This is a genomic window from Shimia aestuarii (assembly GCF_022814865.1).
In the GTDB taxonomy this organism is placed as follows: Bacteria; Pseudomonadota; Alphaproteobacteria; order Rhodobacterales; family Rhodobacteraceae; genus Shimia; species Shimia aestuarii_A.
This window is the reverse complement of sequence record NZ_JAKVRD010000005.1, coordinates 123,726-146,675: the sequence shown is the minus strand read 5'-3', so window position 1 is coordinate 146,675 and position 22,950 is coordinate 123,726. Positions and strand designations below refer to the sequence as shown.

The following is a 22,950-nucleotide window of genomic DNA, read 5'->3' as shown; positions in this document are numbered from 1 at the left end:
GAAAACGTGTTTCAGCGGGTCTAGCCAAGAGGAAGGGAAAGGGCAATTGTGGAAGCATGGAACATAGGAGAATTCACATACTGAGATTGCTGTTTCTTGCGGTATCTCTTGCGACGCCAGTGGTTGCACAGGTTACAAACCATGCCGCCGAAGGTAATCTCGAAGCGACGAATGATGTGCCATGTCTGGAAATATCGAAAATCCGTAATGAGTACTCACCGGCTGATATTGCCGGTGGTGTACGTGCGTGTTTTCGCGAGGGGAAAGACGACCAGGCGGTGGAAATGTTGGTAGTGATGCAGCTACGGGCTGCTTTTGATATTCGTCGCGTGAAGGACCGAACGGCGCATCAAGCCGGGCGGGTGTTGGCCCTGAACCTACACAACGCCGGTGGGGCAACATGGGAACAGAGGATGTCGCGTGCGTTTGAGCGTTTTGGTGCCGCCGGGTCAACGAGGCATGAGCAGCTCTGTGCCGTTCAGAAGCAAGTGGGGCCTCCCACGCATTCGCCACGATATATGATTCAACATGGCATGGGAGCATTCACAAAGGATGCGGGCGACGGTTTGGTAAAAGGATTTAATGCCAGAAGTGTGTGGGTGGATGTTCTCAAGAACTATCTAAAATGCGATTTGTGAGGTTATTGCCGGGTTGAAGCCCGGCCTATGAGGGCTGGGGAGTGCTTTTGATTGTGGCGATGTGTGCGCCCGCCCCGTGGGGGCGGTTCGGGCGCTGCGCGTGCTGAGCACGCGCATGGTCAGAGGTGTTTTTCGAAAAAGTAATCCGGGTAGGGATCGTCGTTGAAGCGGTCGATGGAGGTCCAGCCGGTGGTTTGGTAGAGGCGGACGGCTTCGGGGAGGCTTGAGTTGGTGTCGAGGCGCAGGGTGGTGATGCCCAAGGCGCGGGCGGCGTCCTCGGTGGCGTCCATCAGGCGTTTGGCCAGCCCCAAGCCGCGGGCGTCGGGGGAGACCCAGAGGCGTTTGACTTCCGCGTAGCCCTTGTCCGAGCCTTTGAGGCCGACGCAGCCGATGGGGGCGTCGTCGCGGTAGGCGACGAGGAAGGCGCCGCGGGGGGAGCGCATGTCGGCGGCGTCGGGGTCGCGGGAGAGAGAGACATCAAAGCCGGTTTCAAACCGCGCGGCGAGTTCGGCGTAATAGGCTTCGAGGCAGGCGACGGCGTCGGGATGCTGCGGGTCGGTTTCGCGGAGCGTGATGTGGGTCTGGTTCAGGGTCATCGTGATGAGGTCCATGGCGGCGAGGAGGGCCGTGCGATCCTTGGCGCGGGACAGGAGCGCGGCGGCGTGGTCGTCAGAGAGTTTGTTATAAAGCGCCTGTTCGGTGCGGCCCGTGTCGGTCAGGCGGACGATGCGGCGGCGGCGGTCGTCGGGGTCGGTGTCGAGCGTCACGAGGCCCTCGTCGGCGAGGCCGCGCAGGAAGCGGCTCAGGAGCGTTTTGTCGAGGTCGAGATAGGTTCGGATCGTATCGACGGGCGTGCCTTCTGGCGCGACGGAATGCAGCACGCGGGCCGGGCCGAGGGGGCGGCCACGACCGAGGAAGGATTGGTCGAGCGCGCCAGTGTCCCGCGTGGCGGCGCGGTAGAAGCGGCGGACGCGGACGATGTCGGCGGAGTTGTGCATTTGGTTTACCTTCGTCAACTTTAATAGTTTGCTTAGGTCAACCAATGGGGGCGGTCAAGGGGTTCTTGTTGACAGGGCGCGGGCCGCAAGCGATGCAAGCGCAATGACTTTGGGATTGCCGCATACGCGCCCCGGCCAAGTGATCGGGTTGTTGGGAGGATCGTTCGATCCGGCCCATGAGGGCCATGTGCATATCACGCGCGAGGCGCTGAAGCGGTTCGGCTTGGATCATGTCTGGTGGCTTGTCAGTCCGGGCAATCCTTTGAAGGCCGAGGGGCCAGCGGATTTGCAGCGGCGGATGGCGGCGGCGCGGGCGGTGATGCAGCATCCGCGCGTGCATGTGAGCGATGTCGAGGCGCGTGCCGGGACGCGCTATACGGCGGAGACGATTGCACGGTTGCAGGCGGTGTGTCCTGGTGTGCGGTTCGTCTGGCTCATGGGGGCGGATAACCTGGCGCAGTTTCATCGCTGGAAGGACTGGCGCGAGATTATGGCGCGGGTGCCGGTCGGTGTCATGGCGCGGCCCGGGGATCGGATCGCCGGGCGCACGGCGAAGGCGGCACAGGTCTTCCGCGAGGCGCGGGTTCCGGCGCAGGGGCTTGGGCGGCGCGCGGCGCCGGCCTGGGCCTATGTCAACGTGGCGATGGTTGATGTGAGTTCCTCGGCCATCCGTGCGCGCGGCGGTTGGGTGCGCTAGGGGCGTTGCCCCTCTTGAGCCTTTGGCTCAATTCACCCCGAGTATTTCTCCAGAGAAGAAGAGTGGGTCAGGCCTTGGCGGGCCGAGTGGCGAGGAGGGCCGAGGCGAGGCCTGAGGTGATGATGAGGGCGAGGCCGGTCAGCGTCCAGGCGTCGGGCAGATCGGAGAACACGGCCCAGCCCAAGCCTGTAGCGGCGATCAGTTGAAAATAGACCAAGGGCGCGAGTTGCGAGGCGGGCGCGCGGGCATAGGCATAGAGCAGGAGCAGGTTGCCTCCGGCGGAAAACAACGCCGAGGCGACGGTCAGCGCACCTACGGTTGCGGTCAGGGGCGGCAGGGAAGCATAGGCGAAGGGCGTCAGGAACAGGGCGCTGAGCGCGAGTTGGGTAAAGAACAGAGAGGTTGGGCGGCCGACAGAGGACAGCCAGCGTGAAGCGGTCAGGAAGGCTCCATAGAAACACCCCGCGAGGAGGGCGAAACCGATGCCCGGAGTGGGCGACAGGCCGGGGCGCACCACCAGAAGCACGCCAACAAAGCCGAGCGCGATAAGCGCGGTGCGCGCAGGCGTGATCGTTTCGCGCAGCAGAAGCGCGGAGAGCGCGTAACTTAGGAGCGGGCCGACGAAGAAGGCGGCGAAGACATCGGCGACAGGCACGGTTTGAAGCGCGGTCTGAATCGAGGTGATGCCGCCGGTGAGCAGCAGGGCGCGCAGCCAGATGCGCCAGTCGCGTAGAAGGCGTGCCGTTTCGCCATTGAGGAAGGGCAGGGCCAGCGCGGTGCCGATCACAAAGCGAGACCAGGCCACAAACAGCGGCGAGGCGCCATGCTCCATGGTCAAGAGCTTGCCTGCTGTGTCGCCGGAGGGGATCATCGACATGGCGATGAACATGATGAAGATGGCCTGTCCCATGGAGAGGGCGATAGCATGGGGGGTGCGACGTCGGAAGCGCGATTGTGAGCGGGCTGCGGCTTGCCGGGGGCTGTGACGTGGGGTTAATGTCTTGCCATGGTTCAGAGTGTTTCACGTCGGGTTTTCATAGCGTTGAGCGCCTCCCTTGCGGGCAGTGCGGCCTTGGCAGGTCCGCCGGGGCAATCCTTGCGACCGAAGCTTCGCCCGAAAGGGTTTGCCAAGCGCGCGGCGCCGGGGGCGGGAGAGCTTATTCGCCGGGCCGGGGTTTCCGGCGCGGTGGGCTTTGCGTTGGCCGATGTGGAAAGCGGAGAGATTCTCGAAGGGCATCAACCTGAGGCGACCTTGCCGCCCGCGAGCGTCACCAAGGCGGTGACGGCGATGTACGCACTTGAGACGCTTGGGGCGGAGCATCGCTTTGTCACCCGTCTCATGGCGCGGGGCGAGATTTCGAACGGGATTCTCAAGGGCGATTTGATCCTTGTCGGGGGAGGCGATCCGACCTTTGACACAGATGCGCTTGGCGATCTGGCGCGGGGGCTTAAGGAGGCGGGCATCCACGAGGTCAAGGGGCGGTTCCTTGTCAACGGGGCGGCCTTGCCGTCGATCCGCAGCATTGATCCGGTTCAGCCTGCCCACGCGGGGTATAGCCCGGCGGTCTCGGGGTTGAGCCTCAATTTCAACCGGGTGCATTTCGAATGGAAGCCGGCGGCCGAGGGATACAGTGTCACGATGGACGCGCGCTCGGCCAAGTATCGGCCCGACGTGAGCATTGCCAAGATCGCCGTCGCGGATCGGGCGCTTCCGGTCTACACCTATGAATCCAAGGGGTCGCAGGACGTCTGGACCGTGGCGAGCGGAGCGCTGGGCCGGGGCGGCGCGCGGTGGTTGCCGGTGCGCCAGCCCGAGCTATACGCGGGCGACGTGTTCCGCACCTTGGCGCGGGCGCATGGCATTGTCCTTGAGCCTGCAAAGCTTGATTTTGGCGTGCCAGAGGGGCGGGTCGTGGCCTTCCATTTGAGCGAGCCGCTTCGGGAAATCCTGCGCGGGATGCTGCGCTATTCGACGAATCTCACGGCGGAAATGGTCGGGATGGCGGCGAGCAAGGCGCGGGGCGTCGCGATCGAAACACTGGCGGAGTCGGCGGCGGCGATGAGCGCGTGGGCGCATGAGGCGCTCAACATGCCGCATGCGGCGCTGGTCGATCACTCGGGGCTTGGCGGGGCGTCACGGATGCGGCCGGACGAGTTGGTCCGCGCCTTGGCGGCGGCGAAGCGGCGCGATGTGCTGCGCCCGATCCTCAAGGATATCCGCCTGCGCGATGCCAAGGGCCGGGTCAAGGAAGGCGCGCCGATGAGCGTTCAGGCCAAGACCGGGACGCTCAACTTTGTCAGTGGGCTTGCGGGCTATGTGACATTGCACAACGGGCGGATGCTTGCCTTTGCGATCCTGAGCGCAGATCTCGAGGCGCGGGCGGCGGTGCCGGCACATGACAGGGAGCGCCCGAAAGGGGCGCGGCGCTGGGTCCATAAGGCGCGCCACCTGCAACAGCGGCTTATCGAGCGTTGGGATGCGCTCTATGCCGATCACGGCTAGGGCGGTCGCTTTAGTCGCGGATCACCACTTTCATGTTCTCGAGTCCGACCTGTTTGGTCAGGTCAAAGAGGACGCTTGCATGGTCGGGATGCAGGCGCACACAGCCGGCCGAGGCCGGGCGCCCGAGGCGCGAGACCTGATCGGTGCCGTGGATCGCATAGTGGCTATGAAAGAAGATCGAGTAGGGCATCGGCGCATCGTTGTAGAGGCTCGACTTGTGATAGCGCGACAGGAGATAGGCGGTGTATTCGCCATTTGGCGTGATCTTACCGCGTCGGGCGGTGGAGACGGGCCAGGTATAGCGCTGCCGACCGTTGACAAAGACCTTGAGGTGCTGATCGGACTTGTCGACGAGAGCAAGCACGGTGCTTGGCGCCTTGGGGGTCTGGGACAGAGAGACGGAATAGCTTTGCGGGCCGTGGGCGACGAGGTCGCGTCCCATGAGGGGTTGGGCAAAGGCGGGCAAGGCGGGCGCCAAGGTCAGGAGCGTCGCGGCAATCAGGGAAAAACGCATGGAGTCCGGTCAGTTAGGAAATCTGTCGGACGATGTTGACGCAGCGATAGGCGGTTTGTCAAAACCTCTTCACGCAAACGTGTGGTTACGTCATGTGCCGGGCCCGCGCGCCACGCTCGATCGCGGCAGCATGGAGGCGATCAATCTCGAGCTCATAGCGGATCTCTTCGAGCAGGCGCAGTTCAGCTTCGGCGATGGCGCCATCGGCGGCGGCCACGTCACAGGCCAGAGCATAGGCGGTCTCGTAGAGACGCTCGGGGAGGTTGTCGCGGATGAGGCCGAATAGAGCGGCGAGGCCGTCTTCCTGTTCGAAGAGATCGAACACGGTTTGCGACACGAACTTGAGCCGGTCGAGATCATAGCTCGCAAAGACCGGGAGGTTGTTCACGGCGGATTGAATCTTGACGAGTTCGGCGGTGCGGATGTTTTCGTCCGAGGCGGAAATCGCGACCATGACAGCCACGAGGCTATCCTGCGGTGTGAGGGGGGTCGGGGTGTCTTGGGGCACGGGCGCTCATCCTTATTCTTGACCACTGTCAGAGAATAGGCATCGCGCCCCGTGCCAGCAAGAGGGCTTGCCGCCTTGTCAGGCCATTTGCGCGCTAAAGCGGTAGTCGATTTCGGCAAAGCTCCGCTCGGCAAAGCCGTAGGCGAACTTGAGGCCGTCGGGACCCGCGACTGTGCCGTGCTCGACCTCGCCGGGGACATAGATCACGACGCCGGCGGCGATACGGTGCGCCACGCCTTCGATGGTCACGACGCCGTCGCCTTCGAGGCCAAAGTAAATCTCGGCTTGCCGGTGGCGATGGGGCAGGAGGGTGCCGCCCGCTTCGAATTCGGCGATGCCGAAGACGAGATCCTTGGGATCGTCCGAATGGCCGTTGACGAGGGTCCGCCAGCGCACGGTGCCGAAGGTCGGATCGGTGCCGCCTTCGAGGGGAACATCCGCGCTATCGAGGGAATAGGCGCGGTCGGAGGGCGCAAAGGGGCTATTGTCCGGGGTCGGCGCGTCGAAGGTTTCGTCGAAGTCGATCTCGAACGGGGCGGCGTCGGTGTGCATGGTCATGGCGTGTTCTCCTGTCGCTTCACGTAACGGGGTTTTCGGCCTTCTGACAATCCGCTAAAAGGGCATGATACTATACGCTGAGGTTATGATGTCTGTACGCTTGCCTGCCTTCTCCGGTCTCGTTGCCTTCTATGCCGCGGTGCGCCATGGCACGCTCACCGGAGCGGCGCAGGAGCTGAACGTGTCACAGCCGGCCATCTCGCGCCGGATTTCAGCCTTGGAAGCGGATCTCGGGTGCCACCTTTTTGACCGAAGCCGAAAGCCAATACAGCTAACAGAACAAGGGCGAGAGCTTTCCCAGACGCTGCGTGCGAGCTTTGGGTCGATCGAGACCGTGGTAGAGCGACTCCGGCGCGGCGCGGCCAGGCGCGTCGTCACCGTTAGCGCGCCGTCAGGATTTGTCGGATACTGGCTTATCCAGAACCTAGGTGATCTCGAAGAGGCCTTTCCCGAGATCACCATTCGCATCATCAGCCAAGAACATGGTGATCCAGAGCGTCCCGGCGATGTTGCCGTGCGCTTTGGCCTTCCGGATACAAGCGTCGCGGGGGAAGAGCGAATCCTTGGTGACGAGGTGTTTGCGGTGGCCAGCCCGCTCTATCTACAGCGCCGGGGGCTTGCGCCGGACGCGGTCGATTTCGAGGGGCTGACGTTGTTGACGATGGAGAGCGCGCGAAGCCATTGGCACGACTGGCCAAGCTGGTTCGAGGCGGTGGGGCGCGCGATGCCGGGCCGGGTGCGGGAGCTTGATTTCAATTCCTATGCCCATCTCGTCAACGCAGCCCTTGCCGGGCAGGGGATATGCCTCTGCTGGAGTGGGCTTCTTGAGCAGTTTCTTGAAAGCGGTGCGGTGCTGCGGCTTGGCGACGAGGTGGCGCATTCGGATCGCGGCTATCATATCGCGCTACGCGAGGGGCTTGCGGCGCGGGTCGATGCGCGGGCGGTGTTCGACTGGATCGTCGCGCGCGCCGGGGTGGTTTGAGGCGGCGGGACAAGCTGTTCTGAATCGGCTTCGGCTTGGAGTAGGACGCCGTTTTCGCCCCTAAAATCTTGACGATGCTGCAACGGCACAATAGACCCCGGAAGTCGGTCCGCATGGGGCGGGCGACGCTCGACTGGAGAAGTAAGAATGTCTGAACTGCGCGAAGCTGCCCTCGTTTCGAAAGCCTGGCCCTTTGAAGAGGCGCGCCGGGTGCTCAAACGGTATCAGAAGCAGGCGCCCGAGAAGGGCTACGTGCTGTTCGAGACAGGCTATGGGCCGTCGGGCCTGCCGCATATCGGCACCTTCGGCGAGGTGGCGCGCACCACGATGATCAAGACCGCGTTCGAGCTTATCTCGGATATTCCGACGCGGCTCATCTGTTTCTCTGATGACCTTGACGGAATGCGCAAGGTGCCGGGTAACGTGCCGAACCAAGAGGAATTGCAAACACATCTGCAAAAGCCGCTGACCTCGGTGCCGGATCCATTCGGCACGCATGAGAGCTTTGGCCATCACAACAACGCCATGCTGCGCCGGTTCCTTGATACCTTTGGGTTCGAGTATGAGTTCTTTTCGGCAACTGAATTCTATGGGTCGGGGCAGTTCGACGAGGTGCTCAAGCGCGCGGTCGAGAAATACGACGAGATCATGGAGGTGATGCTCAAGTCCCTGCGTGAAGAGCGTCGCCAGACCTATTCCATTTTTCTGCCGATCCATCCCGAGACGGGACGGGTTCTCTATGTGCCGATGAAAGAGGTGAACGCGCAGGATCATACGATCACCTTTGACGACGAGGACGGCAAGGAATGGACCCTGCCTGTCACCGGCGGCAACGTAAAGCTTCAGTGGAAGCCGGATTTCGGCGCGCGCTGGGCGGCGCTCGAGGTCGATTTCGAGATGTATGGCAAGGACCACAGCACCAACACGCCGATCTATGACAAGATCTGTCGTATCCTCGGTTGGCGGGCGCCGGAGCATTTCACATACGAGCTTTTCCTTGATGAGAACGGGCAGAAGATCTCCAAGTCGAGCGGCAATGGTGTGTCGATTGACGAGTGGCTTACCTATGCGAGCACCGAGAGCCTGTCTTACTTCATGTATCAGAAGCCGAAGACGGCGAAGCGGATGCACTTCGATGTGATCCCCAAGGCGGTTGATGAATACCACCAGCAGCTTCGGGCCTATCACGGACAAGATCTCAAGGCGCAGTTGAACAATCCGGTGTGGCATATCCACGGCGGGAAGGTGCCGCAGTCGAACATGGTCGTGCCGTTCTCGATGCTGCTCAACCTTGCGTCGGTTGCCTCGGCGCATGACAAGGAAACGCTCTGGGGCTTTATCCGCCGCTATGCGCCAGAGGCGACGCCGGAGAGCCACCCGGACCTCGATGCGGCGGCGGGCTTTGCGGTGAAGTATTACGAGGACTTCGTGCAGCCCACGAAGGTCTACCGCGCGCCGACAGAGCTTGAGCGTGAGGCGCTTGAAGAGTTGCGCGACAAGCTTGTGGCTTATGATGGCCCGGTGGATGGCGATGAGCTTCAGTCGGTGGTGTTCTCGGTTGGCCGCGAACGGTTCGACCCGATGCGCGATTGGTTCAAGGCGCTTTACGAGGTGCTTTTGGGTGCATCGCAGGGGCCGCGTTTCGGCGGGTTCATCGCGCTTTATGGCGTCGAAGAGAGCGTTGCGCTGATCAACAAGGCGCTGGCCGGCGAATTGGTTTGATCGACAGGGGGCCATGGCGCAGGATTGGGCCATGGCAACCGGATATGAACCGCTCAACACGTTAAAGCCGATTGGCAAAGATATCTGGATCGTGGATGGCCCCGCGATCCGGTTTTACGGCATGCCGTTTTCAACGCGGATGACCGTGGTGCGGCTGGCGAATGGCGATCTCTGGCTGCATTCGCCGGTCGCCTATGATGCGGCTTTGGCGCGGGCGCTCGAGGCGTTGGGGCCGATCCGGCATCTCATCGCGCCGAACTGGATCCATTATGCCTATGTGGGCGCGTGGCAGGAGGTCTATCCCGAGGCCAAGGCCTGGGCCGCGCCGGGCGTTGCGGAACGGGCGGAAAAGCACGGCGTCGCGATGCGGGTTGACCATGATCTGCGGGGCGATGCGGCAGAGGCGCCATGGCGCGGGGAGATCAAGCAAAGGATCATCGAAGGCAGCAAGATTCACCGCGAGGCGGTGTTCTTTCACGAGGCGTCGAAGACCCTGATCCTGACCGACCTGATCGAGAATTTCGAGCCGGAGAAGATCCCGTGGTGGATGCGAATCGCCGGGCGGTTCGGTCGGATCATCGCGCCGGACGGGCAGATGCCGCGCGACATGCAGATGAGTTTCATGGGTCATCACGACACGCTGCGCGCCGGGATCGAGGAGATGATCGGCTGGGAACCGGAGCGGATCGTGATTGCGCATGGGGCGTGGTTTGAGGGCGACGCGGTGACCGAGCTACGCCGGGCGTTCCGCTGGGTGCTTGGCTAAAGCGTTTCGAGAAAAACCTGAGGCTCAGCTTTTCGCGAAACGCGCGCAACATAGGAACGTTGCGCGCGTTTCGCCCTATCTTCGTGCCTCAAGTATAAGTCGAAACGCTTTAGGCGGTCTGGTCGCGCTCGGCGATTGCGCTAGCTCTCCGGGTAAGGAGGAAACGCTATGCGGATGATCTTGGTGATGGCGATGACGCTTTGGGGGCTCGCGGCGAGCGCCTCTGAGCAAGGAATAAAACAGGTGATCGGGGCGCAGATGGATGCGTTTCGGGCGGGCGATGTCGAGGATGCGTTTTCCTATGCCAGCCCGAGACTTCAGCGCTTCTTTGGCTCGTCAGAGCGGTTCGGCACGATGGTACGGACGGGATATCCTGAAGTCTGGCAACCGGGGTATGTCCGGCTTCTTGAACGGCGCGAGATTGCGGGCAATCTTTGGCAAAAGGTGCTGGTCGAGGATAGTGGCGGGGCGATGCACCTATTCGACTACCAGATGGTCGAACATGAGGGCGCGTGGCGCATCAACGCGGTGCAGCGCCTGCCGCTTCCTGATGTGGGCGTCTGAGGCGGGCAAGGTTTTTCGAAATCGCTTGGGTCGACAGGCACCGTCACGGTGCTGTCGGGGCGCGTTAAGGCGCGGTTGATATTTCCCTTTCCGAAGTCATGCGCCCCATGCGCTGAGCGATCAGGAAAGGGAAGAGATGAACAAGGCGATTACCGACGGTCTTTTGTTGATGCCACCGGCCTTTGCGGCGGGGCTGGCCCAGTGGTCGAGCGGCGATGGCACGCCGGGATCGGACACGTATGACGGCGCGGTCAATGCGGCGCTTGTTCCGGCAGATGCGGATTTTGGCGGCTGTCTCGAGCTGGTGAAGCTCGAGGCGGTTCAGAAGCTCCGTTATATGGGAGAGACGCCGATCCTGCCCGGGTGCTACCTCCGGGTCACAGCGCGGGTCAAGGCGGTGTCTGGCAACCTTCCGAAAGTGCGTATCGCGGCCTGGGCCGGGGATGGCAGCGGTGACCACGTGAGCGGCCTTGTGGAGGCGGGCGACGAGGTGACGCTGACCTCCTATGGATCGGTCGTTGAGGTCAGCGCGATCATCGGCACAGGCGCGCGCGGCGGTGTTGACATGACCTGGGGCTCGGAACCTGTCTACGGGCATTTCGGGCTCGACCTCACCGGGGCGATTGGCGGTGTGGTGCGTATCGACGACATCAGCATCGAGGATGTCACCAGCGCCTTCTTGCGCGATATGATGGATTGGGTCGATGTGCGCGATTTCGGCGCGGTGGGCGATGGGGTCACGGATGACTCGGCCGCCTTTGCCGCTGCGGACGATGCGGCGAACGGGCGCGAGGTTTTGGTCTCGGAGGGGGTGTTCTTTCTCGACGACAACGTGACCTTCAACACGCCGGTGCGGTTCGTCGGGACGGTCACGATGCCGGAGGACAAGTATTTCTCATTGACCAAGAATTTCGAGCTGGCGGCCTATATCGATGCGTTCGGGGATGAAACGCTTGGGTTCAAGAAGATGTTCCAGTCGCTTCTCAACAACGCAGACCATGAATCGCTTGATATGGGCGGTCGACGGGTGACGATTGATGAACCGCTCGACCTTCAGGCGATCGTCGCCAATCGCACGGAATACAAACAGCGGCGGGTGATCCGCAACGGGCAGTTCTATGTCACGGGTGATACGGTCTGGGATCCGGATATTGTCACTTCGGTGGCGAGCTATGACTCGAACCAGTCGCGGACGCTGACCAATGTGACCAACGTGGCCAATATCGCCATTGGCAGTCATGTCACGGGGAGCGGTGTCGGGCGCGAGATCTACGTCAAGGACAAGAACGAAGCGACGCAGGAGATCACGCTTTCGCAACCACTCTATGATGCGGAGGGCACGCAGACCTTTACCTTCACGCGGTTCAAATACGTGCTCGATTTCACCGGCTTCAGCAAGATCAGCTCTTTCGAGGTTCAAGGGATCGAGTTCCTTTGCAACTCTGTCGCGAGCGGGATTGCCTTGTCTGCGGCGGGGGTCGCGTTTCATGTCAAGGATTGCCATTTCAACCGCCCCGGCTGGCGCGCGATCACAAGTATTGGGGACGGGTGTCAGGGGATGCTTGTCGACCGCTGCGATTTCAAGACGCGCGAGGGTGGCACCCCGGCGCAAGATCGGGAGACGGTGGCGATCAACACCAATGCCAATGATGTGAAAATCCGCAACAACAGGGCCAGCCAGTTTCGCCATTTCCTTGTGATCGGCGGGACAAACTCGATCATCACGGGCAACCATTTCTTCCAAGGCGATTCAGAGCCTGCGGGACTTCGCACGGCGGGAATCTTGCTTGGGGCGGCGCATTGTGCGGCGAGCATTGATGGCAACTATATCGACAATGCCACGATTGAATGGAGCAACGAGTACGAGGCGGAACCTGACTTTACCAGCGGCTACTCTTTCAGTGCGCTTTCGGTGACGGACAATGTGTTCCTGTCCGGGCATGTGGCGTCGTGGTTTGCCTATCTCGTGGTGAAACCGCATGGGGCGAACCATTATTTCACCGGGTTCACCGTGACCGGGAACAAGTTCCGTTCGATCAACGGGCATATCGACCGGGTGGACCGGATCGATACCAGCTTTGCCGAGTTGGATAAGACCAAGAGCAAGAACATCCATGTCGAGGGCAACACCTATCACGCGGTCGGTGACGGGATGCGCAATCCGCTTTTGGTCGAGCATGACCAGAACAGCGCGGCACAGACTTGGGTCGTCGAGACGCAGGGGCGGCTACCGTTTGAATGGCGCGCGCGCACGGTCGAGTCTGTGGTCGCGAAAGGGCGGATCGAGGATGGGGCGGGGAATCCGGTCTATACGATGCCGTATGTTGAGGTCGAGAAAGGCGCCAATGGCGACGAAGTGCATCTCAAGTGGGATGTGCCAGTGCGCGGCAAGGTCTGGGTCAAGGTGCGGATGGACTAGCGCCAGAAGGCGACCCACTCGACCAGTTGGAAGAACTTGCGGGCGAGCAGAAGCGTCGCCTGACCATCGAGCCAGATAAGATCGTATGCCAGGCCGGAGAAGATCAGCACGGCCAGGAAAACGGCGATCGGGTTGGTCATAACGAATTGCGCCTCCGGGTGGTCCTTGGGCAAAGGTATGCCTCAGACCGCCCGGAGGCGCAAGTTTTGCAGGCGATTGCCTAGGCTTACATGGAGCCCATCTTCTGGGCCACGTCGGCCATGCGGCAGGAGAAGCCCCATTCGTTGTCATACCATGCCAGCACGCGCACGAGGCGGCCGCCGATGACCTTGGTTTGGTCGGCGGCAAAGGTCGAGCTTTCGCTGGTGTGGTTGAAATCGACGGAGACGAGTTTCTCTTCGGTGTAACCGAGGACGCCTTTCATGGCGCCGGCGGCGGCTTCGGCCATGACAGCGTTCACGTCCGCCTCGGTCACGTCTTTTTGTGCCACGAAGGTCAGGTCCACGGCGGAGACATTCGGCGTCGGCACACGCACGGCAGAGCCGTCGAGTTTGCCCTTGAGATCGGGAAGGACTTCGCCAAGCGCCTTGGCGGCGCCGGTGGATGTCGGGATCATCGACATGGCGGCGGCACGGGCGCGGTAGAGATCCTTGTGGCGACGGTCGAGGGTCGGTTGGTCGCCGGTATAGGCGTGGATCGTGGTCATGATGCCCGATTCAATGCCGAAAGCGTTGTGCAGAACCTTGGCCACCGGCGCGAGGCAGTTGGTGGTGCAGGAGCCGTTGGAGATCATCGTGTCCGAGGCTTCGAGCATCTCGTCGTTGACACCGAAGACGATGGTCTTGTCGACATTCTTGCCGGGAGCGGACAGAAGCACTTTCTTGGCACCGCGGTCGAGGTGGGCCTTGGCTTTGTCGCCGTCATTGAACTTGCCGGTGCATTCCATGACCACGTCGACGCCGGACCAGTCCAGTTCGTCCATGTCATAGGTCGAGAACATCTCCATCTCGCCTGCGCCGAGATCCATCATGCCGTCGCCGATCTTGACTTCGTTGCGGAAGCGGCCATGCACAGAGTCGTAGCGGATCAGGTGTGCTGCGGTCTCGAGCGGGCCGGTGGCGTTCACCTTGACGACCTTCACGTCGTCGCGGGCGCTTTCGGCGATGTGCATGAGGGTGCAGCGGCCAATGCGGCCAAACCCGTTGATGCCAACAGTCACGGTCATGAGGTATCCCTTCGTCCTGAATTCAGGCGGGGTATAGACGGCTCCCTCCCATGACGAAAGGGGGCTTTTGGCAGCCAATCATGGTGTTAGCGATAAAGATTGGCCGGTTCCCGCGTGGTAGCGATAACGCCGCGTCAGCTTGGGCTGCCTTTGATCTGGTCATAGGCCGAAAGCGCGCCTTGCCGCGACTCGCGCAGGTCGGCGATCGGGTGGGGATAGTCCGTGCCAAGAACGATTCCCGCCCCGCGCAGAACCTCGGCTGGGGCCTCCCACGGGGCATGGAGATGCTTGTCGGGGAGGCGGGCGAGTTCCGGCACATAGCGGCGCAGGTAGGCACCTTCGGCATCGAACTTTGCCGATTGTGTCACCGGGTTGAAGATACGGAAATAGGGTGCAGCATCGGCCCCTGATCCGGCCACCCATTGCCAGCTTGCCGGGTTGTTGGCGGGATCGGCGTCAAAGAGCGTGTCGTGGAACCAAGCGAGGCCGTGGCGCCAATGCACGCGCAAATTCTTGACGAGGAAAGAGGCCACGATCATCCGCACGCGGTTGTGCATGTAGCCGGTTTGCCAAAGCTCTCGCATCCCGGCATCGACGATGGGGATGCCGGTCTGGCCCTTTTGCCATGCGGTCAGGAGGTCGGGGGCATCGCGCCAGGGGAAGCCATCGAATTTGCGGTTGAGGTTCTGCCAATCCATGTCCGGGTTATGGAACAGGAGGTTGTAGGAGAATTCGCGCCAGCCGAGTTCCGACAGGAAATGATCGCGATCGCGGGAGGCGGGTTGTGCCTTGGCGCCATACCATACCGTATTGGGTGAGATTTCCCCGAAGGCGAGGTGTGGTGAGAGGCGCGAGACATGTGGCGCGGATGGTATGTCGCGCCCCTCTTTGTAGCCGGAAAGGCCCTCTTCGAGAAAGGCCTCAAGGCGGGCCGTTGCGCCTGCTTCGCCGGGCGTCCAATCCGCGAGCACGTCTTCATCCCAAGCCGGTGTCGGGCGCAGGGCGAGATCATCAAGGGCGGTGTCATTCGGGACATCGAGCAAGGCAATCGACGGCGCAGGAAGCGGCTCGCGCGGTGGTGCGGCGGCGGCACAGCCTTTGCGGAAGAAGGGCGAGAATACGCGATAGGGTGTGCCATCAGCCTTGTTCACATCCATTGGTTCCCACAGGAGGGCTCCGTTCGCGGAATGCACATTGAGACCACGGGTGCGCAGCTCGGTCTTGAGCGCTGTATCGCAGTCCATGCCGCGGGCGTCATAGCGGCGGTTCCATGTCAGGGTCTCGGCGCCGTGGGTTTCGGCAAGGCGGGGCAGGATCTCGGCAGGGTCGCCCCTGTAGACGTGCAGCGCCCCAGTCAGCGCTGCGTTCAAGGCTTCAAGAGACCGGTGCAGCCAAGCACGGGTCGCCCCGCCGGGGGCATCGGCCTCTTCCAATATGTAGACAGGTAGAAGCGCGCCGCGCTTGGCGGCGTAGGACAGGGCGGGGTTGTCGGACAGCCGCAGATCACGGCGAAACCAATGGATCGAAACAGTCATGACCGGCAAAGTAAGGCCCCGCGGCCCGGCGTCCAGTCCTTCTAGAGCATACGCCCGGCGAGACGGTCGAGAATGGCGCAGTCCGGGCTATGATCCCCGGCGCAATCCTCGATCACTTCGACCAGGGAATTTCGCATGTGTTGAAGTTGCGCGATTTTCTCTTCGACCCGACCGAGATGGTTCATGGCCAAATCCTTGACCTCTGCACTGGCGCGGGCCTCGTCCTCGTAGAGACGAATGAGGGCCCGGCAGTCTTCGATCGAAAAGCCGAGTTTTCGCGCGCGTCCAAGGAAGGAGAGACGGTGTAGATCCGTTTCCGAAAAGACACGATACCCGTTCGGAGTACGTTCCGGTTGGATCAGGCCAATATCCTCGTAGTAGCGGATTGTCTTGGCCGGGACGCCGGATCGTTTGGAAATTTCTCCGATATTCATACTATACCTCCTCGCGTGCTGGCGAGATCGCGGACGGAGAGACTCGCCGCAGCCGCAAAGCATTGGATAGCACGAAGATAGAGGAGAGGGCCATAGCCCCGGCACCGAGCATCGGCGAGAGCTGCCAGCCAAGCAGGGGGTAGAAGAGGCCCGCCGCGACCGGGATCAGCGCGATGTTATAGGCAAAGGCCCAGAACAGATTCTGGCGGATATTGCGCATGGTGCGGTGCGACAGGTCAATGGCCGTGACGACGCCCGAGAGGTCCGGTCCGATGAGGACGACATCGGCGCTTTCGATGGCAATATCGGTGCCCGTGCCGATGGCGATCCCGGTGTCGGCGCTTGCGAGGGCGGGGGCGTCGTTGATCCCGTCTCCGACGAAAGCGATCGGGCCGTGTGCTGCGCGCAGAGCCTCGACTTCGGCGGCTTTACCCTCGGGGAGGACTTCGGACGCAACATGGTCGATGCCAAGATCGGCGGCGATGGCGCAGGCTGTGGTGCTGCTGTCGCCGGTGATCATGGCGACAGACTTGCCCATGGCCTTGAGGCGATTGACGACGGCGCGGGCGGTTGGGCGGATCGGATCGGCGACAGAGATCAACCCTGCAAGGGTGCCGTCGATGGCGACATAGAAGGGGGTCTCGCCGCGCGCGGCCAGTGCTTCGGCATCGTCTGCGAGGGGGGCAGCGTCGATCCCTTCGCGCGTCATGAGGCGGGCGGCCCCGATGAGGACAGTCTTTTCCTCGACCGTGGCGCGGATGCCAAAGCCGCCAATGGCCAAGAACCCTTCGGCTTTGGGCAGGGTAAGCCCTTGTTCGTTGGCGGCGGCGGTGATGGCGCGTGCGATTGGGTGCTCCGAAGGGGCCTCGGCAGCGGCGACAAGGCGCAGGAGGGTGTCCGGCGCAATGTCGGTGCAGGGGGACAGGGTTGCCAGTGTGGGGCGGCCTTCGGTCAGGGTTCCGGTCTTGTCGAACGCGACAACCGAGAGGGTTTCGAGCCTTTGCAGCGCTTCGCCCTTGCGGAAAAGCACGCCGAGTTCGGCGGCGCGCCCGGTGCCGACCATGATTGAGGTTGGCGTGGCGAGGCCCATGGCGCAGGGGCAGGCGATGATGAGCACCGAGACGGCGGCGACGAGGGCGTGCGGCAGGCGCGGGTCCGGTCCAAAGGCGAGCCAACCCGACAGCGCGAGCGCAGCAACAAGGATCACCGCAGGCACGAAGATCAGCACCACGCGATCCGCCAACGCCTGCACCGGGAGTTTCGCGCCCTGGGCACGTTCCACCATCGTGATGATCCGGGCGAGCATGGTGTCACTTCCAACGCCCGTGGCGCGGTAGATCAGGGCGCCGTCGCCATTGATCGTCCCGGCGACCACGGTGTCGCCTTTGGCTTTCGCAACGGGGAGCGGTTCGCCCGTGATCATGCTTTCGTCGACATAGCTCTCGCCGGAATCGACCGTGCCATCGACGGCGAGACGTTCGCCGGGGCGCAGATGCAGGAGATCGCCAACAGTGACGCTATCGACGGGAACCTCGGTGACCTTGCCGTCGCGTTCAACGCGGGCGGTATCGGCCTTGAGACGAGCCAGCTTGCGGATCGCGCCGCCTGTGCGGCCCTTGGCGCGGGTTTCGAACCAGCGTCCGACGAGGATCAGTGTGACGATGACGGCGGCGGCCTCGAAATACACATAGCGTGCGCCAGGCGGCAGGATCGCAGGTGCGAAAAGCGCAACGGTCGAATAGCCCCATGCGGAAGAGGCGCCCATGGCGACGAGGGAGTTCATGTCGGGGCTGCGGCGCAAGAGAAGCGGGATGCCTTTCAGGAAGAAGCCGCGGCCGGGCCAGATCAGGACAAGGCTCGTCAGCACGAATTGCAGGAGCCAGGATTGGCTCTGGCCGATATTGGCCATGATCCAGTGATGCAGGGCGGGGATCGCGTGGCCGCCCATTTCGATCAGGAAAACCGGTAGGGTCAGGAGGGCGGAGATCAGGGCGATGCGGCGGGCATCGTCGACTTTCGCAGCTTCCTCGGCCCCGGCGTCGCGGGTGGTTTCGTCCGTGCGGGGTGTCGCGGTGTAGCCTGCGGCGCGCACGGCAGCGGCGAGGTCGGTCGCAGCGACGGACCGACGCAGCACCTGTACCTGGGCGGTTTCGGAGGCGAGATTGACTGATGCTTCGAGAACGCCGGGCACCTCTTGTAGTGCGGCCTCGACCCGTGCGGCGCAGGAGGCACAGCTCATGTCGGAGATATCGAGCGTGATGTTCTCTTCGCGGGCCGGGTAGCCTGCGCTCTTCAGGGTCTCGCGGATGTCAGCGGCCTTTGCACCATCAAGGTCGACGGTCCCCATCGTGTTGGCGAGGTTCACCGCAGCGGAAGTCTGTCCCGGCATGGCCTGAAGCGCGCGTTCAGCCCGTCCGGCGCATCCGGCACAGCTCATTCCGTCGATCTCAAAGCGTAGCGTGGTCATGACATGCCTCCTGAACGCGCGAACGGCGCGCGACAACCCTCCAGTATTTGGAAGGATGGAGGCCCGCAACCCTTCCAGCGACTGGAAGGATCGCGGAAAATGTATCAGCTTTTCGTGAAGGCGCCGCGTTCGACCATTTGAGCGAACATGTCTTCGACGGTTTCCTTCAGCGGCCGATAGGTCAGGCCGAGCGCGGTGCGTCCCTTGGAATTGTCCGCCTTCCAGACAATGTTGGCATTGCGGGAGACGAACTTGCGTTCCACGCCCGCGGTCGGGGCGAGCAGCCAGAAGAGCCATTTCGGCAGGGGGCGCTTGGGGAGCGGATAATCCGCGCCGAACTTGTCCTGAAGCAGTGTGGCGATCTCGAACGTGTTGGTGCCGTGGCCTGAAGTGATATGGCGGCCTTCGGCTTTGGGGGTGAAGGCGGCGGCGAGATGCGCTTGGGCGAGGTCACGCACGTCGACCACGCCAAGCCCGAGCTTGGGGGCGCCCGCCTTCATGGTGCCGTCGCCAAGCATCTTGATGATGCGGAAGCTTTCGGAAGTGGGCAGGTCGTTGATCGCAGGGCCAAGCACGAGAGACGGGTTGATGACGACAAGATCCCAACGGTCCTGCTCTGCCGCGATGGTCCAGCCTTCTTTCTCGGCCAGTGTCTTGGAGTAGGAGTAGGGCTGATAGTCGAGTGAAGCCGTGGTGTTCCAGACGTCTTCCGTCAGCATCCCTCCGGGCGCAGAGGCGCAATCGATGGCATCGGTATAGATCGCGGCGCAGGAGCTTGTCAGGACAACGCGGCGCACGCTCTCGGTGCGGTTGGCTTCTTCGAGGACGTTTCGCGTGCCTTTGACGGCGGGGTCGATCAGGTCGCGCTGGGGGTCTTTGACGTTCACGATAAAAGGCGAGGCGGTGTGAAACACCACGGAACACCCCTGCATCGCTTCGCCATAGGAACCGGGCTCTAGCAGGTCGGCTTTGAAGAAGCGGATTTCGCCGGGCGCGGCTTCGGCCAGTGCGGTCAGGTGGGCGGTCTTTTCGGTCTTGGCAGGATCACGGACGGGGGCATGAACGGTCAGGCCTGCGTCGAGCAGGGCTTTGACGATCCAGCCCGCAACATAGCCTGTCGCGCCTGTGACCATCACGGGCGCGGAACGGTCGATATCGAGCATGGGGATTTCCTCCGGGTGCAGTGTCAGGAGGAAAGATGGGGGTCTCAGAGCCGTTTGGCAATGCGTAGACCGGGCGCGCGCCATGAGCCGCGCGCCGAGACCAGTTTAGTGCGCAGTATCGGGCGCCGGGGCGCCTTTCTGTGCGGCGACACGCTTGCGGCTAAAGACGCGCGCCACAAGCACGAAGAAGAGCGGTACAAAGACGACGCCGAGCACCGTGCCAGTGATCGTGCCACCAAGCACGGCGGAGCCGACGGCCGTGCGCCCACCCGCGCCCGCGCCGCTCGACAGGGCGAGAGGCACGACACCGAGCGAGAAGGCCAGCGAGGTCATGATGATCGGGCGGAAGCGTTGCCGCGCCGCTTCGCGGACGGCGGTATAGAGGTCTTCCCCTGCTTCGAACCGTTCGCGGGCAAATTCCACGATTAGGATCGCGTTCTTGCCGGTGAGGCCGATCACGGTCAGCAGGCCGACTTGGAAGAAGACACCGTTTTCAAAGCCGAACCAATAGGCCGCGCCCATGGTGCCAAGCACCCCGATCGGCATAGCCAGCATGACCGAGAAGGGAATGGCCCAGCTTTCGTAGAGCGCGGCGAGGCAAAGGAAGATCGCGGCCAGCGAGAGCGCATAGAGCATCGGGGCGGAACCGCCGGAATCCAGTTCTTCGAGAGAGAGACCCGTCCATGCGACGCTATAGCCGGGCGGGAGTTGCGAGACGAGGCGTTCTATTTCGGCGATGGCGTCGCCGGTCGAAACGCCGGGCGCGGGCGAGCCCTGGACCTGCATCGAGGGCACACCGTTGTAACGCGTCAGACCTTGGGGGCCGTATTCCCAGCTTTCGGTGGTGAAGTTGGCGAAAGGCACAAGATCGCCACTGGCGTTGCGGACGCGCCATTTCTGTAGGTCCGAGGGTGTGGCGCGACTATCGGGTTCGCCTTGGACATACACGCGCTTGATGCGGCCATTGTCGTTGAAGTCGTTCACATAGGCCCCGGCCCACGCGATGTTGAGCGTGGTGCCGACATTGGCAGGGCTCACCCCAACCGCCCCGGCAGCGCGCCAGTCGATATCGAGCTTGAACTGTGCGGCATCTTCGAGGCCCGAGGGGCGGGCCGAGCCGATCAGCGGGCTTTGTGCTGCCATGCCCAAGAGCTGATTGCGGGCGTTCAGGAGCTGTTCGTGGGTCTGACCGCCTTGCGCCTGAAGGTAGAAGTCAAAGCCCGAGACGTTGCCGAGTTCGATGACCGAGGGTGGCACGATGGGGAACACCATCGCATCGCGGATCGCTGAGAACGCCGGGAAGGCACGGCCCGCCACCGCCTGCACCGATTGCGCGGGCGAGGGGCGTTCGTCCCAGTCTTTCATGCGCACGAAGGCGAGGCCCATGTTTTGACCCTGGCCGGCGAAAGAGAACCCGACGACGCCAAAGGCGGATTCCACGTTCTCTCCTTCGGCTCCGTGGAAATGGGATTCGACCTGTTTCACCACGTCGAGCGTGCGCTCGGCGGAGGCGCCGGTCGGGCCTTGGATGAGGGTCATCAAAATGCCCTGATCTTCATCGGGGAGAAAACCCGTTGGCGTGTTGTTGAACAGGAAGACCATGCCATAGCCAAGGGCGGCATAGAGGACGAGAACGCGGAAGGGGCGGCGGATCACGTGGCCAACCGTCCCGGCATACCCGCCTGTCACCTTTTCGAAGGCGATGTTGAACCAGCCGAGAGGGCCGCGGTGCGTATGGTGGGCATCCTTGGCTTTCAGGAGCGTGGCACAGAGGGCCGGAGTCAGGGTCAGGGCGACCAGCACCGAAAGCGCCATGGCCGAGACGATGGTGATCGAGAACTGGCGATAGATCACACCGGTGGAGCCACCGAAGAAGGCCATCGGCACGAAGACCGCGGACAGAACGAGTGCGATCCCGATCAGGGCACCGGTGATCTGGCCCATGGATTTACGCGTCGCCTCACGCGGAGAGAGGCCCTCTTCTTCCATGATGCGTTCGACGTTTTCGACCACGACGATGGCGTCATCCACAAGCAGGCCGATGGCGAGCACCATGGCGAGCATGGTCAGTGTGTTGATGGTAAAGCCCGTGATCGACAGGATCGCGAAGGTGCCGAGGATCACGACCGGCACGGCGAGCGTCGGGATAAGCGTCGCACGGAGGTTCTGCAGGAAGAGAAGCATCACGAGGAAGACGAGGCCGATGGCTTCGAACAGCGTCTTTTGCACTTCGTGGATGGAAATCTCGATGAAGGGTGTGGTGTCATAGGGGATGACGTAGGAGACCCCTACGGGGAAGAATTCCTTATACTCTTCGATGCGGTGTTTTACCCGTTCAGCGGTATCGAGCGCGTTGGCCCCAGAAGCGAGGTTGAGCGCCATGCCCGAGGCGGGCTGACCGTTGTAGCGGGCGATGGTGGCGTAATTTTCAGCACCGATTTCGACACGTGCCACATCCCGCAGGAGCACAAGACCGCCATCGGTTTCAGCCCGCAGGACGATGTTACGGAAGTCCTCGGGCGTGGACAGGAGCGATTGCGCAGTGATCGTTGCGTTGAGCTGTTGCCCGCTTGGGGCAGGCAGGGTGCCAAAAGCGCCGGCGGAAATTTGGGCGTTCTGGGCAGAGACCGCATTCACGACATCAGAGGGCGTCATCTCGAAGGCGGCGAGCTTTGAAGGGTCGAGCCAGATGCGCATGGCGTATTGCGCGCCAAACACCTGTGCGCCGCCCACGCCTTCGATGCGGCTGAACTCATCCACGAGGTTCGAGCTGAGATAGTCCGAGAGGTCGGCTTGGTCGAGGCGGCCATCCTCGGAAATCAGCGCCAGCACCATGAAGAAGGAAGACGACGCTTTTTGCACCTGCACGCCGAGGCGTTGCACGGTTTCGGGCAGCAGCGGTGTTGCCTGTGCCAGTTTGTTCTGCACTTGCACCTGCGCCACGTCCGGGTCGGTTCCGGCCTCGAAGGTCAGAGTAATGCTTGCCGTGCCCGCAGAGGTCGATGAGGACGACATGTAGCGCATGCCGTCGAGACCGGTCATTTGCTGTTCGACGATCTGGGTTACCGTGTTGGCGACGGTTTCCGCAGACGCGCCGGGATATTGCGCGTTGATGCGGACAGAGGGCGGTGCGATCTTGGGATATTGCGCGATCGGTAGGGTGTAGATCGACAGAAGGCCGACCCCCATGATGAGGATCGAGATCACCCAGGCAAAGACGGGGCGGTCGATAAAGAAGCGGGCCATGATGGACTCCC

20 protein-coding genes are annotated in these 22,950 nt (G+C 62.4%); 8 read left to right on the top strand and 12 right to left on the bottom strand.

Annotation, left to right across the window (positions count from 1 at the left end; translation table 11 throughout):
- The first annotated feature begins 56 nt into the window (after positions 1 to 56).
- Positions 57 to 638 (top strand): hypothetical protein, encoded by a 582-nt coding sequence (locus MK745_RS07175; RefSeq protein ID WP_243612602.1) that lies wholly within the window; start codon positions 57 to 59, stop codon positions 636 to 638.
- A 119-nt stretch (positions 639 to 757) separates the two neighbouring features.
- Here MK745_RS07175 and MK745_RS07170 read toward each other — a convergent pair whose 3' ends face one another.
- The gene (locus tag MK745_RS07170) at positions 758 to 1,636 is read right to left on the bottom strand and encodes a GNAT family N-acetyltransferase (protein ID WP_243612601.1); all 879 of its coding nucleotides are present in this window, start codon (positions 1,634 to 1,636) and stop codon (positions 758 to 760) included.
- A 103-nt stretch (positions 1,637 to 1,739) separates the two neighbouring features.
- Between MK745_RS07170 and MK745_RS07165 the strand changes: the two genes are divergently transcribed.
- Positions 1,740 to 2,333: a nicotinate-nucleotide adenylyltransferase gene (locus MK745_RS07165; protein ID WP_243612600.1), complete on the top strand. Its 594-nt coding sequence runs from the start codon at positions 1,740 to 1,742 to the stop codon at positions 2,331 to 2,333.
- Positions 2,334 to 2,400: 67 nt separating this feature from the next.
- On the opposite strand, the gene MK745_RS07160 is transcribed toward MK745_RS07165, so the two are convergent.
- A complete protein-coding gene (locus tag MK745_RS07160) occupies positions 2,401 to 3,243 on the bottom strand; it encodes a DMT family transporter (RefSeq protein WP_243612599.1) in 843 nt (280 codons plus the stop codon).
- 96 nt (positions 3,244 to 3,339) lie between these two features.
- Between MK745_RS07160 and dacB the strand changes: the two genes are divergently transcribed.
- Entirely contained in the window at positions 3,340 to 4,836 is a 1,497-nt protein-coding gene (dacB, locus tag MK745_RS07155; RefSeq protein WP_243612598.1) for a D-alanyl-D-alanine carboxypeptidase/D-alanyl-D-alanine endopeptidase, read from the top strand.
- A gap of 10 nt (positions 4,837 to 4,846) precedes the next feature.
- On the opposite strand, the gene MK745_RS07150 is transcribed toward dacB, so the two are convergent.
- From MK745_RS07150 to MK745_RS07140, 3 genes are all read right to left on the bottom strand, one after another.
- Positions 4,847 to 5,350, bottom strand: coding sequence for a L,D-transpeptidase (locus tag MK745_RS07150; protein ID WP_243612597.1), 504 nt, complete (start codon positions 5,348 to 5,350; stop codon positions 4,847 to 4,849).
- An 85-nt stretch (positions 5,351 to 5,435) separates the two neighbouring features.
- A complete protein-coding gene (locus tag MK745_RS07145; RefSeq protein ID WP_243612689.1) occupies positions 5,436 to 5,804 on the bottom strand; it encodes a tellurite resistance TerB family protein in 369 nt (122 codons plus the stop codon).
- Between the two features lie 132 nt (positions 5,805 to 5,936).
- A complete protein-coding gene (locus tag MK745_RS07140) occupies positions 5,937 to 6,416 on the bottom strand; it encodes a cupin domain-containing protein (protein WP_243612596.1) in 480 nt (159 codons plus the stop codon).
- 88 nt (positions 6,417 to 6,504) lie between these two features.
- Between MK745_RS07140 and MK745_RS07135 the strand changes: the two genes are divergently transcribed.
- The 5 genes from MK745_RS07135 (at position 6,505) to MK745_RS07115 (ending at position 12,869) form a co-directional block, all read left to right on the top strand.
- Entirely contained in the window at positions 6,505 to 7,398 is an 894-nt protein-coding gene (locus MK745_RS07135; RefSeq protein WP_243612595.1) for a LysR family transcriptional regulator, read from the top strand.
- Positions 7,399 to 7,545: 147 nt separating this feature from the next.
- Entirely contained in the window at positions 7,546 to 9,120 is a 1,575-nt protein-coding gene (locus tag MK745_RS07130) for a lysine--tRNA ligase (protein ID WP_243612594.1), read from the top strand.
- A gap of 31 nt (positions 9,121 to 9,151) precedes the next feature.
- Positions 9,152 to 9,886 carry a DUF4336 domain-containing protein gene (locus MK745_RS07125; RefSeq protein ID WP_243612593.1) on the top strand — a complete coding sequence of 245 codons (735 nt, stop codon included), beginning with the start codon at positions 9,152 to 9,154 and terminating at the stop codon, positions 9,884 to 9,886.
- A 168-nt stretch (positions 9,887 to 10,054) separates the two neighbouring features.
- Positions 10,055 to 10,450 (top strand): DUF4864 domain-containing protein, encoded by a 396-nt coding sequence (locus MK745_RS07120; RefSeq protein ID WP_243612592.1) that lies wholly within the window; start codon positions 10,055 to 10,057, stop codon positions 10,448 to 10,450.
- 136 nt (positions 10,451 to 10,586) lie between these two features.
- Positions 10,587 to 12,869, top strand: coding sequence for a glycosyl hydrolase family 28-related protein (locus MK745_RS07115; protein ID WP_243612591.1), 2,283 nt, complete (start codon positions 10,587 to 10,589; stop codon positions 12,867 to 12,869).
- Here the strand turns inward: MK745_RS07115 and MK745_RS07110 are convergent.
- The 7 genes from MK745_RS07110 to MK745_RS07080 form a co-directional block, all read right to left on the bottom strand.
- Positions 12,866 to 13,009, bottom strand: a complete 144-nt coding sequence (locus MK745_RS07110) for a glyceraldehyde-3-phosphate dehydrogenase (RefSeq protein WP_243612590.1) — start codon at positions 13,007 to 13,009, stop codon at positions 12,866 to 12,868. The two genes, MK745_RS07115 and MK745_RS07110, sit on opposite strands and share 4 nt — an antisense overlap.
- An 86-nt stretch (positions 13,010 to 13,095) precedes the next feature.
- Positions 13,096 to 14,094 (bottom strand): type I glyceraldehyde-3-phosphate dehydrogenase, encoded by a 999-nt coding sequence (gene gap / locus MK745_RS07105; RefSeq protein WP_243612589.1) that lies wholly within the window; start codon positions 14,092 to 14,094, stop codon positions 13,096 to 13,098.
- A gap of 134 nt (positions 14,095 to 14,228) precedes the next feature.
- Complete coding sequence (locus MK745_RS07100) at positions 14,229 to 15,629, bottom strand: cryptochrome/photolyase family protein (RefSeq protein WP_243612588.1); 1,401 nt, start codon at positions 15,627 to 15,629, stop codon at positions 14,229 to 14,231.
- A gap of 41 nt (positions 15,630 to 15,670) precedes the next feature.
- Positions 15,671 to 16,063 (bottom strand): Cu(I)-responsive transcriptional regulator, encoded by a 393-nt coding sequence (gene cueR, locus MK745_RS07095; protein ID WP_243612587.1) that lies wholly within the window; start codon positions 16,061 to 16,063, stop codon positions 15,671 to 15,673.
- Position 16,064: 1 nt separating this feature from the next.
- Entirely contained in the window at positions 16,065 to 18,530 is a 2,466-nt protein-coding gene (locus tag MK745_RS07090) for a heavy metal translocating P-type ATPase (protein WP_243612586.1), read from the bottom strand.
- 104 nt (positions 18,531 to 18,634) lie between these two features.
- Complete coding sequence (locus MK745_RS07085) at positions 18,635 to 19,693, bottom strand: NAD-dependent epimerase/dehydratase family protein (protein WP_243612585.1); 1,059 nt, start codon at positions 19,691 to 19,693, stop codon at positions 18,635 to 18,637.
- 105 nt (positions 19,694 to 19,798) lie between these two features.
- The gene (locus MK745_RS07080) at positions 19,799 to 22,939 is read right to left on the bottom strand and encodes an efflux RND transporter permease subunit (protein WP_243612584.1); all 3,141 of its coding nucleotides are present in this window, start codon (positions 22,937 to 22,939) and stop codon (positions 19,799 to 19,801) included.
- Positions 22,940 to 22,950: the final 11 nt, after the last annotated feature.